The organism is Ktedonobacter robiniae (genome assembly GCF_016587375.1).
Lineage (GTDB): Bacteria > Chloroflexota > Ktedonobacteria > Ktedonobacterales > Ktedonobacteraceae > Ktedonobacter > Ktedonobacter robiniae.
In genome coordinates, this window is the sequence record NZ_BNJG01000002.1 from 402946 (window position 1) to 417569 (window position 14624).

Genomic DNA, 14624 nt, shown 5'->3' on the forward strand with positions numbered 1-14624 from the left:
TGGCAAAGATGCAAACAGAGGCGAACGTTTTTCATCAGCAAATACGAGCGCTACGCTTCTGATCTCAAGCGTAGGATCAGCTTGACAATTTCTCTGGCGAACGCATCATCCAATGGCGCAGGATATAAGAGAAAGCGGTACCATTTGGCTCCATAAATCAAGTCCGCCAGGACCTCGAGGTTGGTATCAGGGGCCAGTTCACCTCGTTGTACGCCGCGTTGCAAGAGCGCAACCAGCTCTTGCTTGCGTGGCACAATGAACGTCCGCTGAAATTCCCGCGCAAATTCCGGGTCCAACTGCGCTTCAGCAGCGAGCCCGCTCAACACCGTTCCTGATTTCCCCCGCAAGCCTGAAAAAGAAAGCTCAAAGTAGGCGAGTAAGTCCCCCTCCAGAGAACCTGTGTCGGAAAAAAGCACCTGCACCTCGGTATGCGAGGTCAGGGCTTCAAGCGCTACTGCTGCTTTGGAAGGCCACCAGCGATAAATGGTCTTTTTTCCCACACCAGCTCTCTCCGCAATCGCTTCAATGGTCATCGCCCGATAGCCCACCTGCTCCAGCACCTCCCTAGCCGCTTGCAAAATCGCCCGATGCGCCTGATCACTGCGCCGACGACCAGGCGTGAAGGACTCCAGTTTCTTCGCCTGCTGAGTCATCTTGGTGTTCCTTTCCACTTCTGGAATGTCTCTCGACAGATACGCCACGTTTCGTATATATTTATAACCAGTCAATGAGTGACACGCTACGTTTCGTTTATTATAGCAGAAGCTGGATGGAGAGACAAGCTGTTCTCTTCTTTCAGCGAAAGGAAAATGATTTCTATGGCGACAACGACTCAGGCACGGAGTGGAGCCGTTTTGATTACGGGAGCAGCGGGTGGTATTGGTGCGGCAACTGCACGCCGGCTCGATGCATCAGGATTTCAGGTCTTTGCAGGTGTACGAAGATCCTCTGATGGGGAGAAGCTCCAACGTGATATCTCTGCCCGGATTACTCCTGTTTTGCTCGACATCACTGATTCCGTTTCCGTTGCTCAAGCAGCGGAAACCGTTACCAGGGTAATTGGGAATGCAGGACTGGTTGGGTTGGTGAATAATGCCGGTATGATCGTTGAGGGTCCGGTTGAATTGGTTCCTATCGAGGAGGTACGCAAACAATTCGAGGTGAATGTCATCGGACATATTGCGGTCACACAAGCTTTTCTGCCTCTGCTACGGAAAGCGCGGGGACGTATCATTAATATTGGAGCGCCGACTGGATTGGTGTCAATTCCCTATCTGGGGGTGCTCTCAGCCTCGAAAGCCGCGCTAGAATCGGTAACCGATGCGCTGCGGAGCGAGCTTCGCCCTTGGGGGATATCTGTCTCTATCGTTGAACCGGCGGCTATGCAGACAGAGATCTTTCAAAAGTCGAAAGCCTCGGCCCAACAGGCCAGGGAGCAGTTGCCTGGCGAACTTGTGCAACTGTATGCGCCAGCACTTGCCGCAGTAGCTAAAGCTTCAGCCAGCCAGCCACTGGAGAACCCTGATGTCGTAGTAGCTGCCATTGTTCAGGCGCTGACCTCCCGCAGTCCCAAAACGCGCTATTTCGCTGGGCGAGGGCTCAGAATGATTGCTGTCCTACGCTTGTTGCCTGACCGTACACGTGATGGACTGCTGCTAAGAGCATTAGGCCTTGCAAACGCCCAACCCGTCTCATAGATGAGCGCGACGCAGAGCGGAGCATCCTCGTAAACAGAAAACATCATGCTTGAAAAGAGAACGAATGATGAAACCTCTTGCGCAACAAACAATCCTGATCACCGGATCAACCGATGGACTTGGAAAACAGACCGCGCTTGCATTGGCCAGACAAGGCGCAACCGTGCTGCTTCATGGGCGTAATCAACAGCGATTGGAGAAGACGCTGCGAGAAATTCAAGACGCAACAGGAAATAGGAACCTGGAGACCTATCTGGCAGACCTGGCCGATCTTTCAGAGGTACGCAGTCTGGCCGAGCGTGTGCAAACCCAACATCCTCAGCTTGATATGCTCATTAACAACGCCGGTGTGGGGAGCGGAAAGCTCCTGGGAGGCAAACGCGAACTCAGTCGAGATGGGTATGAGCTTCGTTTTGCAGTGAACTATCTCGCGCCTTTCTTACTCACACATCTACTGTTACCCAGTCTGCGCATAAGCCCGCCGGCCCGCATTATTCACGTGGGATCAGTCGGGCAGCTTCCGATTGATTTTGACAATATCATGTTTGAACGCCGCTATAATGGCTATGATGCTTATCGCTGCAGTAAGCTCGCGCTGGCGATGTTTACCATTGATCTGGCTGACCTGTTGAAAGGAGAACATGTTACCGTCAACTGTGTGCATCCAGCCTCGCTGATGAACACCAAAATGGTTCGCGAGACGATCCTTTTTACCCAGACCACGGTCGAAGAAGGTGTTCGTTCCGTGATGTACCTGGCAACATCGCCGACGCTAGACAATGTGACAGGCCAATACTTTGATCAGCAGCAGCAGGCACGCGCGCATCCTCAAGCGTATGATCCTCTCGCACGAAGCCTTCTCCGACAGATCAGTGAACAACTGACCGGGTTGTCCGATGAGAAAGCCTCGCAAACAGGTTAAGTCTCTTCCCCAACATCAGAAGTGGAGGTGTGCGGGCAAATACGAGCTGGGTAATCCATTCACCCCTCGGGAGAGACAAATCTTCTCTCCCTAGTTTGCGTCTTTGTTCGTGCGCCTCATCTGCCGTCTGGCAACAAAGGAGGACCATCTATGTCCCTATTTGCTTCTACGGCTTACCCCCCTTCAAGGGCGGAAGAGGTGTGGACAACGACCTTCAATGAACTGGGCCAACGGATCAGACAGCATTTCGTACGACCAGAACCTCACCAACGAGCACTTGCCTACATGCAGGCATTGATGAGTCCTGTGGGACGAAAAAACGGATGGCAAGCAGCGGAAGAGGTAGGAGAGACCACTCCGTATGCCATGCAACATTTGTTGGATCGGGCCAAGTGGGATTGCGATGGGCTGCGAGATGCGTTGCGTATGTACGTCTGGGAAACGCTTGCGGAGTCCCATGCGGTGTTGGTGATTGATGAAACAGGCTTTCTCAAAAAGGGACGCAAATCGGTAGGAGTGCAACGGCAGTACAGCGGCACGGCTGGACGTATCGAAAACTGTCAGGTAGGCGTGTTTCTTTCCTATGCGAGTTCGCGTGGACACACGTTGCTCGACCGAGAATTGTATCTGCCCAAAAGCTGGACTGGTGATCAGGAGCGTTGTCGAGAAGCTCATGTGCCTGCTTCGGTGACCTTTGCGACGAAACCAGAATTGGCCGCGCAAATGCTCTGGCGCACTTTAGATGCTGGCTCTGGCTTTTTTAGCAGCCTTACGAGCCAACGGGGAAGAAGACGTACTAAAAAAGTCTGAGCAGACACCGGAGCCGGATGCCCTTGACTCAACCCAAGCCAACATGTTTTCCGATCTTCCGGTGATGGTTCCCCTTAGCGTTGCAGAAATTCGGCGGCTGTTATCTCGTCTCATCGGCAAACCGCCTCTTTCTTTTGCCTACCACCTGGCTTGGTCATTTTGGAGACGCGCCCATCAGGCTCTTGCTCGGCTTTGTCACTACAAGCGCCGAAGTGACATCTCCAATCATCTACAACTGTAGGACTAACAAGAGCTCTTTGCTCGTCAGGCACAGGACTTCTAACGTACTTCGATTGCGGCATTTTTTATTCGTCAAGCGAGCAAAGAGCGAAAACAGAAAACCCGGTCAGCTCATTGCAGACCGGGTTTTCTTTGGTGGACGCTACTTTCTTTACCCTCGTTGCGACCAGGCTAGCACTGGCAACGTCCTCCGCCACGATGGACCTTTATTATAGAGTCAGATACCCTACGGCTAAAGCCGAGGGCTTGTGTCTGAACTCCACCGCAATTCAGCATACCTTTTCAGGCGTGCTGCTTTGGCTTCATTGTCCGACACATCAGGGCGTACTGACAAGACGCCCGTTCCTATCCAGTCTTGCCGGATAAGAAGCGTTCTCATGGCAATATTCCTCGCGCCAACCAGATCAGCATGGAGGGTATACTGACAATTCTGACAGACAAAGAGCAAGCCCTTGTGAGGACGATTCTCCTTGCAGGTATGCCCACATTTGGGGCAGGCCTGAGAGGTATAGTTGGCATCCACCTTGATCGCCATACTTCGGTGCAAGAGCGCTTTATAGGCGATCATAGTGTGCAACTCACCAAAAGCCCATTTGGAGAAGGTACGATTGGCTTTTCGCTGTTTGGCACTGGCTTGTTTGCCTTTCCGTCGTTTGGTCCGCTCACGAATGTCTGTCAGATGCTCCAGTCCAATTAAGCTTTGTGGGTGCTCTAGGACGATCCGCTTACTCACAACATGATTGACGTTTGCTTTCAACCGTCTCTCTCGTCCACTGATGGCGACGAGCCTTCTCGTCGCGGAACGAGTGCCTTTTTTTTGCAGACGCTTTCTCAGTCGTGCATAGTGGTGAGACTTGGCAAGAGGAGAGATGTCAGCATGGAAGGTGCAATCGCCTTGCATCGTTGCCGTGACGGCGAGGTACCGCATCCCAACATCCACACCAACGACCTGCTTGTGCGCTTCAGGGGTAGGATCAGCCGTCTCCACTTCCAGAGTGACGAGCAGATAAAACTGCTTCTTGGGCTTGTCATACCAAAGTTTCGATGCACCTATCTGCGCACCATGCTGGATCAAGGCGACGTGTGCATCGTAGCCAGTATAGGGCACAACGATACGTCCCTCAAGAGTGAGGAGACTAACGTGCTGCTCTTTTTTGAAGGTATAGTCCTTCTTATACTGGTAGGTCAACGTGGGGGAGAGAAACGTGGGAGCCTGATCAAGCCCTTTGTATCGTTTCTTGGTCTTACCTTCCTTACGCATGGCAGCATTGTTCTTCACCTTTGTCCAGAGGGCTTTATAGGTAGCACCAACTTGGCGAGGAACGGAACAGGCCATTTGTGAGGGCAGATGAAAACGGAGGCGAATCTCATCATAGGTTCCCTCTTGCAAACGAACAGCATTGCTCATCTTGCCATGTTCAAAGGCATATGTACTGACAGAGTTGAGAGCATCACGATAGGCCAGTTGTATGGTGCGTAATGCCTTGAACTGCTCGGGCGTTGTATGCAATTTAAGTTTTACTGTTAATACCGTTTCCATACTGAAAAGTCTATCATGCTTTCAACAGCCTGTCAAGAGAGAAGGAGTAGATGAAAGCATGCCTACGGCGTATTCCACTCAAGATACCTACAAAGGAACGCCGCATTCCTCCCCATGCCTGAAAGGGCAGGGGCATCCTGCGGCGTTTTCGGTGAAAGGCATCGATTTGTCGACATTCTTTGTTCTTGAGTTTGGCAAGCAAAAAAAGCGTTTGAGAGCCCAACCAGAGAGACGATCCCAACCGCAGCATTCTTCCGTCTTCTCGAGAAGCCGGAAGAATGCCTGTGTTTTTTTTGCCGACATGCGTGGAGGTGCTCCCATGGGACATCGGTGAAATGGAAGGAGCCATAAGGTATGCCTGCCCCCATGGCTGTTCCCTGGAAGGGGGACCCCATAGAGCGGATGTCTATGGGGTCTGTAAGGGGCTCTAGATAGGATTGGAATTACTGTGGGTCACAGATTCTATTATAATATGATTATTAACAGAAATGCATGTATTTCTGAAGAGCATCAACAAGATATCTGTACGATAATAGGATCTTGTGCTGGTACATATCTCCCATTTGCTCATCTGAGCCATCTATGTAAGATCGAGCCGGCAGCGTTTTCTGGATGTGTAAATTGCCATTGAACTTGGCCTACGTGGACAAGAGCAACTCCTCAAGCAAAAAAACGTTGAGGATGCGCTAGAGCGCGCCGGTCAGAAAATCAAAAGACTGCTCTCTTGCCTTTCCAGGTCTTTGAGGGGCCATCAAGTGGTCTTCCCCTCTGAATGAAAGGGCAGGAGCTGCTGTTGCTATTGCATACTCATGGAGAACCATGCTCTACCTGGCGCGCCCCTCTTCTTCAACCACAAGCCGCGCCGCAACCTCTCGAAGCTCACTCACACGAGAACGCTCTCGACCGGTTTGGGCGCAGTACCATTCTCCCCAGTCTGCCAACTGGCAGATCACTGGCTCTAAACTCTGTCCCAGTTCGGTCAACGAGTATTCCACCTTCGGGGGGACCTGCGCATACACCTGCCGATGCAGGACTCCGGCCTGCTCTAACTCGCGTAATTGCATGGTGAGCATTTGCTGGGTGGCTCCCGGAATCAGCCGTCGAAGCTGGCCGAAGCGTTTGGTGCCACTGAGCAAATACCAGATAATGATCGGCTTCCACTTCCCTCCTACAATCGAAAGCGTCACTTCGACCGGGCAGGCTATCTCTTCTACCTGTTTCATAACTCGTTCCTCCTCCAGGGTATGATTTTTCACACTATGTCAGATTATTTTGCGTACTTGTTTCTTTCACCTGTATCAGGTACATTCATTGTAACAAGAAGTTCTAGAGCTATGCAATGCTCATCAGTTCATCTGGACCTGAGGACCTGCTGCTGTCATATGAGAGAAGAAAAGCAGAGTTCTTATGCTGCCCTGTTGCTCGCCTCTTACCGGGCACTTTTTCTCTCCGGATGAGAGGATACTCGTCATTGTGACAAGAACAAAGGAAAAGAACATGGATAGGAATACCGCGAAACACCGATCTGGGCCTGTCACCCCCGCTGTTCACCAGCCTTTTACTGATCCTTCGACCTGGTATGAAGCTGTCTATAGCAGTGCTGAAAACGATATCAACAAGGTTCCCTGGGCCAGGAGTGCCGACTACTCCCTCCTGACCCATTGGCTCTCTGAGCAGCATCAGACGTTCGCGAACAGGCGAGCACTGGTAGTTGGCTGTGGCCTTGGAGATCATGCCGAGATGTTTGCTCGGCTTGGTCTTCAAGTGACCGCTTTCGACATTGCACCACGGGCCATTGACTGGTGTCGCCAACGGTTCCCTACCTCTGCCGTCGCGTATCAGGTTGCCGATCTCTTCCAGCTTCCCGAGGCCTGGCAATCCGCCTTTGACCTGGTTTTTGATGCCTTTACCATACAATCACTCCCACCAGACCTGCACGACAGAGCTATTGCAGCCATCGCTGATACTGTCACGAAAGCGGGCACATTGCTCATCATGTGTCATGGACGCGAGTCGGGCGAGCCAACGGATGGTCCTCCCTGGGCCCTTGCGCACACCGAACTGGATCTCTTCCTTCACTCTGGCCTTCAAGAAGTCCGTTTTCAGGATCAGGAGAGAGCAGGAGTACGCCGCTTTCTTGTGGAATATAGGAAACCACAAGAAGCTCTAGAGAGCAGCGACTCAACAGCTGACGACCGTGATGCGCGTAGGATCCGCGCCTCTCATCGATGAGTGAAAGGAGGCGATTGTTCCCTTGCGCATACACACAAACAATGGATCTCTAAACGAGGAGAAGATTTCTCTCAAAGGAGCAAGATTTATGCATTCGTTCGCGCATCACCACTACAGGAAATCGGGCGAAGCACAGACAGGTGTAACACGAGGACACGTCATAAACTGGGGCTGGCGCTATGATCTGATGCTGTGGTGGAGCGACCTCATGCTGCATGGCAAGTGGCAGGCGCTTCAGCAAATGATCGTTGATCTCGCCCAGTTTCACGCCGGAGAAACAGTCCTGGACGTGGGGTGTGGCACCGGAACGCTCGCGCTGGAAGCGTACGCGCGCGTTCGTCCAACGGGCCACGTGGCTGGCATCGATCCAGGGCCCAGGCAGATCACCCGTGCCCGTTCTAAAGCGAAGCGAGCAAGCTTCCCTATCGACTTCCAGATCGGGGTGATCGAGCGGCTCGTCTTCCCTGACCACTCGTTCGATATCGTGCTGAGCACCTTCATGATGCACGTCTTGCCTGACGGTCTTAAACGTCAGGGACTCTCTGAAATTGCTCGCGTCCTCAAACCGGGAGGGCGCCTGCTGGTTGTCGATACCAGGCGCCCGAAGGAGCACGACCAATCTGGACGGCTTGTTCATACCGGTCCCTGGAACAGTGGCGTCCAGGATCAGCCGCACTTGCTGCAAGAAGCGGGATTCTCGCAGATTGAAAGCGGGAAGTTAGAAACTGGGGAGACACGGCTCCCCGAAATAGGCTTTGTATTGGGAAGGAAGCTTTCATGAGAGTGGTACGCATCATCTCTTTGATAGCCCGACTGGCCTTGATGGCTACCATGATGCTTGGGTTGCTCTTCTGGATAGCCCAGATAAGCTTTCTGAGCATGCTTTATCATCTTCTTGTACAGGAAGGAAGGCCTAGAGGGTGTAGAAGGAGGAATAGGAGACATGCACCAGTGAGCTTGGTCCCAGTATGAACCAGCGCAAGGCACTGTCCCGTGCGCGTCGTTGCACGACGGGATGCCAGTAATGCAGGAAGCGTCGTACCTACATTCGCCCCAAGCATCAGCGCAAGCACAGGTTCGGGAGCAAGGGTATGAGCGGAGACCAGAGCAAGTGCCAGCCCGATAGCAGCCGTGCTCGAGTTCAGTAGCATCGCCAGCAGTATTCCCAGCACGAAGAGGAGAAACGGTCTGCCCGCGTATGTATCAAGTATTCCAACCACCCAGGGACTGCTCGCGAGGAGTTGGCTTGCCTGAGAGAGAGTGAACAGGCCCAGGAGCATAAGACCACAGGAAAACAGAGCCTGTCCCGCGCGCTTCCAGGAAGTATGAGCAGTACAGAGGGCAAGCAAGGCAAAGAGACCAACAGCATACAGCGCATAATCAGTCACGTGGTAGGAAAGCAATTGTACCGCAAGCGTCGAGCCAACGTTCGCCCCCAGTAACATGACAACGGCTGTTGAAAAGGGCAAAAGGTCCGTACTCACCAGGTCAATCAACAACGAAGACATGACACTCGAACTTTGCATACATGCCGTCACGACGAGACTGATGAGATAGGCTACGGCGGGGAAACGTGCCACATGCAAGAAACATTGGCGCAGATAGCGATTGTCCGATTGCCCGATGACCTCTGTCATCGAGCGGACGCCATAGAGTAAAAGCGCCATGCCCGCCAGGACAGAAAAGAATATCTAAAAAAAGAGGGTAGCGTTCAACATCCTATTTTCGCCGATCTTTTAGAGCTATCACGTTCACTACCTGCTTATCCGAAAACCTATGATACAATGACGACAAGAACCAAAGAGGTCAAGACCCATAGCACGAACCTATCCCTGGAAAATCAATGACGCACTCTGGGAGCGCGTTGAGTCCTTGCTTCCAGTTCGCCCACCTCATCCAAAAGGAGGCAGACCCGCTGCCGATGATCGGCAGATGTTTTCTGCCATCGTGTATGTGCTGCGAACGGGTATCCAATGGAATGCGTTGCCGCGCGAGTTGGGCGCTTCGAGCACGGTCTACGACCGCTTTCGCTGGTGGGAAAGCCAGGGCTTCTTCCAGCGTCTGTGGCAAGCAGGATTGCAGGAGTATGACAAACTGGCTGGGATCGGCTGGGATTGGCAAAGCGTCGATGGCTCGGCGGTCAAAGCCCCTTTCGCGCAAGCCGCCGTCGGACCCGCTCCCACCGACCGCGGCAAACAGGGGACCAAACGGAGCATCCTGTGTGATCGGCGAGGAATCCCACTGGGCCTGATGATTGAGGGAGCCAACCGGCACGATATGAAGTTGCTTTCCGCCACGCTGGATAGCCAGGTGGTTGAGCGTCCTGAACCGACGATGGAGTACCCGCAAAACCTCTGCCTGGATGCTGGCTACGATTATAACCCGGTGTATGCAGATCTCTATCTTCGAGGCTATGAGCCCCATGTGCGCCTGAATCCCAAATATCACAGATGGTATTGGGAAGCACTCAAGCGTCAACCTGCCGAGGATGGGCCCACGAACAGCCTGGAAGCCACGAAACAACCGAGGCGATGGGTAGTGGAGCGGCTTTTCTCCTGGCTCAATCGCTCTCGACGGCTCTTGATTCGCTGGGAGAAGCTTGCCGCTCCTTACGAGGCATTTCTCAAGTTGGCTTGTGCGCTCATTTGTTTTCATCGGTGTGATCGACTTTCGGCTTTCGGATAAGCTCTTCGTCAGAAGGAAGGTTTCACATAGATAGTTTGTCTACTATGCCGCCTTTTCGAGATATGGTATTCTGTAGCCAGAAGAAACCACCCATTTGAGGATATCGGAGAAGAACGTGAGCCATAGCATGCATCATTACTCCTGTATATACGTTCACAGAGAGGGCCAGAAGTAGCTCAGCTCTCTGTGAACGTATCACCGTGCTCCCCAACAGCCACCTGATAATCGCTGTCTCCTTGCGCGTCTCTTGTCTGAGCTACCGCCTCTTTCACACCTGTTGACATCTAGAAACGCTACCTATTGCAGAGGAGATATGCTCATGTCGTTGCATAGACAGAATACGTCAGCAAAGCACGAAGAAGGTACTATTACCCGCCCACGCGGAGGAGATATGCCTATATCATTAAAAGTCTATAATACACTGACACAACGGAAAGAAGATTTCGTTACCCTCCAACCGGGGCTGGTCAGGATGTATGTCTGCGGCGTGACGGTCTACGCCAGCAGCCACATCGGTCACGCGATGAGCGCGCTGACGTTTGATATTACCCGCCGCTACTTGGAGTACAGGGGCTATCAGGTTAAGCACCTCGTCAATTTCACCGATATTGATGATAAGATCATTCAGCGCTCCCTCACCGAGCACGTCGATTGGCGTGCCCTGACCGAGCGCTACATCCGCGAGTATCTCGATTGGATGGATGCCCTCAATGTGAAGCGCGCTACGCATTATCCGCGCGCGACAGAGGAGGTCGATGGGATTATCGATGCGATCCAGATTCTGATCGCCAAAGGCTATGCATACGAGTTGAAGGGCGATGTCTACTACCGCGTTTCCCGCAAGCCCGAATATGGCGAACTTAAGCACCAGAGCCTGGATGAGTTACGGGCGGGAGCGCGCGTGGAGAAGGATGAAGAGAAAGAAAATGTGCTCGATTTCGCGCTCTGGAAGGCAGCCAAGTCGGAGGAGCCGAGCTGGCCAAGTCCCTGGGGTCCAGGGAGACCGGGCTGGCATATCGAATGCTCAGTTATGTCGCTGCACCACCTGGGTGCGCAGATCGATATACATGGTGGTGGCACCGATCTGATCTTCCCGCACCATGAGAACGAGATCGCGCAAAGCGAGACGCTCACCGGAAAACGTCCATTTGTGCGTTACTGGATGCACAATGGCATGATGCAGGCCAGAGTCTGGAATGAAGAAACAGGCAGCTATCAGGTAGAGAAAATGTCCAAGTCGCTGGGCAATACGCTGACGATAGATAAGCTGCTCGCTCTGGGCGATCCCGATATGCTGCGCATGTTTGTGCTGGGCTCCCATTATCGCAAGCAATTGACGTATACTGATGAGAGCTTCGATATTGCCCTGCGTCAGCTCGAACGTCTCAAAAGGGCCTTCGAGCCTGAAGAGAAGTGGCCCGATCCGGTATCTGAGGCGGGTGATCCCGCCGCTACGGCCACATTAGAAGAGGCCACCCGCACCGCACATCACACGTTTGAGGATGCGATGGACGATGATTTTAATACTTCGGTGGCGCTGGCCAGCCTCTTCGAGCTTTCGTCCGAGATCTTCAAAGGACGCAGCGCCAATGCGAGCGGGAAAGCGCTTGAGGAGGCACGCGAAACGCTGGCTGAACTGGGCAGTGTGCTCGGACTGCGCATGAAGGAGATCCCGCAGAAACGCTCACAGGAGAGCGAGCCACTCATCACTCTGCTTGTTGATGTGCGCCGCGAACTCAAGTCTGCGCGCCAGTTCGCGCTGGCCGACCGCATTCGCTCTCAGCTCAAAGAGCTGGGTGTGAGGCTGGAGGATCGCAAGGACGGTACCACCATCTGGAAGTTCGAGCGCTAAATACGCGAACATTGAGAACATATCCGAAAAGCCGCGTAGGAGGCGCTTCCTCTGTTCTCGGCAGCGCACTCCTTGTGGCCCTCTAGTTGGGCGTGGAAGGCCACCCCCAGAGACCCACCAGAGCGTCTGGTCTGCTCCCGACAGGACGTGTCACCTGCGCGAAGAAGGGGGCGGTTTTCGGATAAGCAGTGAATGCGTCGCCAGGATCGAGTGCATCCCGACCAGGCGTTGCGCAAAAGCCTCTTCCTGGACCGCATCATCCGGTTTGACAATGACCAAGCAGCGATATCCACAGGCCACCAGGTGCTGCGCGGCGAGTATGCCAACTTTCGATCAGACTGAGTAGTTCTTCTCTGTGCTACAAGCCGCGTCCTTTCATTCCAGTGAGAAACGATCACCCCAAAAAAGAGCCTGGTGTCGGGTGAGCACTGTTCGGGGTGAACGATGCATTGCCTCAGTCAGGGTGATGGGATAGCGGGGAACCACTCATGCCTTTTCTCCTTGCTTCACCACCAGGCCTCTGGCGATGTGAGGCCGAGACTTACGGGTGTGCAAACCTCATGCTCAGGGCTTCAGAAGCTTTTCGCCTATGTTGCTAACGCCGCCTGTGTAGGGTGCCTATCGCTTAGAGTATGTTCTGCCCCTGCCAATCTAGTGACCCCTAAATGACCCCGTTTGACGAGCGTATTGGGAAGACATCAAGATGGTCCTTGTTCTTTGAGATAGATATCAAACACCAGAATTTCCATATATCGTTCAGGGAAATTCAAAGCAGTAAAGCCAACTTTTTGATAGAGAGAATGAGCATCTTTCGTCGAGAGAACCCAGCGCCGCAATCCCTGCAAGTCTGGATGCGCTCTCACCGTCTCCATCAACCATATTCCCAGCCCTTGACCTCGATAGGGGCCCAGAATAAACACATCAGCAACATAGGCAAAGGTAGCATAGTCCGTGAGAATCTTCGCAAACCCCACCTGTTGATCGTGCAGATACAGGCCGAAGGTCAGAGCATGCTCAAGTGAGCGCCTGACTGTTTCCAAGGGAATGCCTTGGGCCCAGTAGGAGGTGGTAAGAAAGCGATGAATGACCTGAAGATCGAGGCGATTTTTATCCGTGCTAATAACATACATTCCACGACGCCATTCCTGGATCATGAGAGTTCCTCCAAAGAAAGTGATATTGGATCAAGATACCAGAGGCTCTCTGCGGTGATAAGAGCCAATTGGGCAAGGGCAGAAAAGCCAGAGCATTTACAACTGAGTCCTCACGCGGACCCAGTTGGCCATCTTTCAAGGCATGTAGGTCTGAGTCACATCTCACCAACCAAACATCTAGGCATAGCCTGAGGCCATGCCAAGCCTCAGACGTCCACATAGGCCAAATCTGAGAAGAGAGTGAGAAAGGAAAGCCAATCTGTCAGGATTAGGAAAGGAAATCCAGTCTCCTGCTTTCGTTGCCTCCGACGACTTGTTGATACACATACCAACAGGTCACCAGATCCTGAAAAGCCAGACCAACACCGCCATAGATGGTAATTTGCTCCGCGCTGCTGCGCCCTGCTTTTCCCCCGGCAATGACTTCGCCCAATTCGGCATGTATACTTTGCCGATCCAGGCCCAGACTCCCTATGGTTCCCATACTGATGGCCAGATCTCGATCATCGCAGACAAAGAGCCCGTGTTGGAGAAGCTCGGCTGCCACTTCACATTTGCCTGGTTCATCGGGTCCCAGCGTGGTGATATGGGTGCCGGGCTGCACCATATTGGAGAAGAGAAAAGGCTCGCGCGACCAGGTGGCAGCGACAATGATGTCTGCGTCTTTCGTCGCCTCAGCCAGCGTGGAAGCGACTCGCACCGCACACGGCAGTTCCTCCTCCATCACACGGGCTAAGGTCTCGGCACGCTCTGCCACGAGATCATAGACCAGAACCTGCGAAAGCTGACGGACAAGGGAGAGCGCGCGTAATTGCCACCTTCCTTGCACTCCCGCTCCAATGAGAGCGACTCGTGAAGCGTCTGAACGTGCCAGGACATCGGCAGCTACTGCGCCTGCCAGTCCGGTACGGACGGCGGTGATCGCGGTCGAATCCATGAGAGCGAGTAGATCCCCTGTCTGGAGCTCATGCAGCAGCAGCACTCCGGTAATCGCTGGTTGTCTGGTGGGAAATTTGGCGTGAACTTTCACCGTATAGGCAGGAATATCGGGAAGCAGGCCAGGAAACAGGAGCATCGCGGTGGGAGCAGGCTGGCCAGGGAGAAGCGAGCGCACCCGCTGAGCCGCGATGGAACGCGTGAGCGAGTAGGCTTGAAAGGCTTGACGCATCTGGGGCAGCAAGGCAGGTACGTGCAACAATGGCTCGACCTCTGAACGTGTCAGCAGAACCGTCTTCATAAAATGATTACGCTCCAGTCATGGAAATTTGAAACTATCTTGCCAGATGTTCGCTTTCTCTCGCAAGAGCCAATGTGCGAGAAACCATGCCAGCCATGTTCTCTGTGGTGAAGTGGTCCTCAACCTCGTTGTGCAACCCGTAGGGAGTTCCTCACATCCAGGCTGTACGATCGGGTTTGAGTTCGGGAGGCTCAAACCAATAATTGACTCGATGTTGGTTGGTGGCGAATGGATTCGAGAAGGTTTCTTTCTATA

14 protein-coding genes and 1 pseudogene are annotated in these 14624 nt (G+C 53.2%); 9 read left to right on the forward strand and 6 right to left on the reverse strand.

The window, feature by feature from the left end:
• Positions 1-50 precede the first annotated feature (50 nt).
• Positions 51-653, reverse strand: a complete 603-nt coding sequence (locus tag JMJ04_RS22345; protein WP_201372686.1) for a TetR/AcrR family transcriptional regulator — start codon at positions 651-653, stop codon at positions 51-53.
• A gap of 165 nt (positions 654-818) precedes the next feature.
• Here JMJ04_RS22345 and JMJ04_RS22350 point away from each other — a divergent pair, with 165 nt between their 5' ends.
• The 3 genes and pseudogenes from JMJ04_RS22350 to JMJ04_RS22360 form a co-directional block, all read left to right on the forward strand.
• Entirely contained in the window at positions 819-1697 is an 879-nt protein-coding gene (locus tag JMJ04_RS22350) for an SDR family NAD(P)-dependent oxidoreductase (RefSeq protein ID WP_201372687.1), read from the forward strand.
• Between the two features lie 64 nt (positions 1698-1761).
• The gene (locus JMJ04_RS22355) at positions 1762-2619 is read left to right on the forward strand and encodes an SDR family NAD(P)-dependent oxidoreductase (RefSeq protein ID WP_201372688.1); all 858 of its coding nucleotides are present in this window, start codon (positions 1762-1764) and stop codon (positions 2617-2619) included.
• A 150-nt stretch (positions 2620-2769) separates the two neighbouring features.
• Positions 2770-3369 (forward strand): annotated as a pseudogene (locus tag JMJ04_RS22360) (IS701 family transposase); the annotation flags it as partial.
• Positions 3370-3901: 532 nt separating this feature from the next.
• Here JMJ04_RS22360 and JMJ04_RS22365 read toward each other — a convergent pair.
• Positions 3902-5209, reverse strand: coding sequence for an RNA-guided endonuclease InsQ/TnpB family protein (locus tag JMJ04_RS22365; protein WP_201372689.1), 1308 nt, complete (start codon positions 5207-5209; stop codon positions 3902-3904).
• 58 nt (positions 5210-5267) lie between these two features.
• Between JMJ04_RS22365 and JMJ04_RS22370 the strand changes: the two genes are divergently transcribed.
• Entirely contained in the window at positions 5268-5543 is a 276-nt protein-coding gene (locus tag JMJ04_RS22370; protein WP_201372690.1) for a hypothetical protein, read from the forward strand.
• 490 nt (positions 5544-6033) lie between these two features.
• On the opposite strand, the gene JMJ04_RS22375 is transcribed toward JMJ04_RS22370, so the two are convergent.
• Positions 6034-6432, reverse strand: a complete 399-nt coding sequence (locus JMJ04_RS22375; RefSeq protein ID WP_201372691.1) for a winged helix-turn-helix transcriptional regulator — start codon at positions 6430-6432, stop codon at positions 6034-6036.
• A gap of 274 nt (positions 6433-6706) precedes the next feature.
• On the opposite strand from JMJ04_RS22375, the gene JMJ04_RS22380 reads away from it, so the two are divergent.
• Complete coding sequence (locus JMJ04_RS22380) at positions 6707-7441, forward strand: class I SAM-dependent methyltransferase (RefSeq protein ID WP_201372692.1); 735 nt, start codon at positions 6707-6709, stop codon at positions 7439-7441.
• Positions 7442-7529: 88 nt separating this feature from the next.
• Positions 7530-8222, forward strand: coding sequence for a class I SAM-dependent methyltransferase (locus tag JMJ04_RS22385; RefSeq protein WP_201372693.1), 693 nt, complete (start codon positions 7530-7532; stop codon positions 8220-8222).
• Positions 8223-8328: 106 nt separating this feature from the next.
• Here JMJ04_RS22385 and JMJ04_RS22390 read toward each other — a convergent pair whose 3' ends face one another.
• On the reverse strand, positions 8329-9108 hold the full coding sequence (locus JMJ04_RS22390; protein ID WP_268887366.1) for a Na/Pi symporter: 780 nt from the start codon (positions 9106-9108) through the stop codon (positions 8329-8331).
• 148 nt (positions 9109-9256) lie between these two features.
• Here JMJ04_RS22390 and JMJ04_RS22395 point away from each other — a divergent pair, with 148 nt between their 5' ends.
• The 3 genes from JMJ04_RS22395 (at position 9257) to JMJ04_RS22405 (ending at position 12320) form a co-directional block, all read left to right on the forward strand.
• The gene (locus JMJ04_RS22395) at positions 9257-10126 is read left to right on the forward strand and encodes an IS5 family transposase (RefSeq protein ID WP_201374463.1); all 870 of its coding nucleotides are present in this window, start codon (positions 9257-9259) and stop codon (positions 10124-10126) included.
• A 319-nt stretch (positions 10127-10445) separates the two neighbouring features.
• Positions 10446-11978, forward strand: a complete 1533-nt coding sequence (cysS, locus tag JMJ04_RS22400; RefSeq protein ID WP_201372694.1) for a cysteine--tRNA ligase — start codon at positions 10446-10448, stop codon at positions 11976-11978.
• A 192-nt stretch (positions 11979-12170) separates the two neighbouring features.
• Positions 12171-12320 carry a hypothetical protein gene (locus JMJ04_RS22405; protein WP_201372695.1) on the forward strand — a complete coding sequence of 50 codons (150 nt, stop codon included), beginning with the start codon at positions 12171-12173 and terminating at the stop codon, positions 12318-12320.
• 356 nt (positions 12321-12676) lie between these two features.
• Here JMJ04_RS22405 and JMJ04_RS22410 read toward each other — a convergent pair whose 3' ends face one another.
• Complete coding sequence (locus tag JMJ04_RS22410; RefSeq protein ID WP_201372696.1) at positions 12677-13132, reverse strand: GNAT family N-acetyltransferase; 456 nt, start codon at positions 13130-13132, stop codon at positions 12677-12679.
• 268 nt (positions 13133-13400) lie between these two features.
• Complete coding sequence (locus JMJ04_RS22415; protein WP_201372697.1) at positions 13401-14369, reverse strand: ornithine cyclodeaminase family protein; 969 nt, start codon at positions 14367-14369, stop codon at positions 13401-13403.
• Positions 14370-14624: the final 255 nt, after the last annotated feature.

Excerpts from the sequence above, each read along its gene's own strand:
- cysS (WP_201372694.1), top strand. The coding sequence starts at position 10,446 with ATGTCGTTGCATAGACAGAATACGTCAGCAAAGCACGAAGAAGGTACT.
- JMJ04_RS22405 (WP_201372695.1), top strand. The coding sequence starts at position 12,171 with ATGCGTCGCCAGGATCGAGTGCATCCCGACCAGGCGTTGCGCAAAAGC.
- JMJ04_RS22380 (WP_201372692.1), top strand. The coding sequence starts at position 6,707 with ATGGATAGGAATACCGCGAAACACCGATCTGGGCCTGTCACCCCCGCT.
- JMJ04_RS22375 (WP_201372691.1), bottom strand. The coding sequence starts at position 6,432 with ATGAAACAGGTAGAAGAGATAGCCTGCCCGGTCGAAGTGACGCTTTCG.
- JMJ04_RS22390 (WP_268887366.1), bottom strand. The coding sequence starts at position 9,108 with ATGGCGCTTTTACTCTATGGCGTCCGCTCGATGACAGAGGTCATCGGG.
- JMJ04_RS22385 (WP_201372693.1), top strand. The coding sequence starts at position 7,530 with ATGCATTCGTTCGCGCATCACCACTACAGGAAATCGGGCGAAGCACAG.
- JMJ04_RS22345 (WP_201372686.1), bottom strand. The coding sequence starts at position 653 with ATGACTCAGCAGGCGAAGAAACTGGAGTCCTTCACGCCTGGTCGTCGG.
- JMJ04_RS22365 (WP_201372689.1), bottom strand. The coding sequence starts at position 5,209 with ATGGAAACGGTATTAACAGTAAAACTTAAATTGCATACAACGCCCGAG.
- JMJ04_RS22415 (WP_201372697.1), bottom strand. The coding sequence starts at position 14,369 with ATGAAGACGGTTCTGCTGACACGTTCAGAGGTCGAGCCATTGTTGCAC.
- JMJ04_RS22355 (WP_201372688.1), top strand. The coding sequence starts at position 1,762 with ATGATGAAACCTCTTGCGCAACAAACAATCCTGATCACCGGATCAACC.
- JMJ04_RS22350 (WP_201372687.1), top strand. The coding sequence starts at position 819 with ATGGCGACAACGACTCAGGCACGGAGTGGAGCCGTTTTGATTACGGGA.
- JMJ04_RS22410 (WP_201372696.1), bottom strand. The coding sequence starts at position 13,132 with ATGATCCAGGAATGGCGTCGTGGAATGTATGTTATTAGCACGGATAAA.
- JMJ04_RS22370 (WP_201372690.1), top strand. The coding sequence starts at position 5,268 with ATGCCTACGGCGTATTCCACTCAAGATACCTACAAAGGAACGCCGCAT.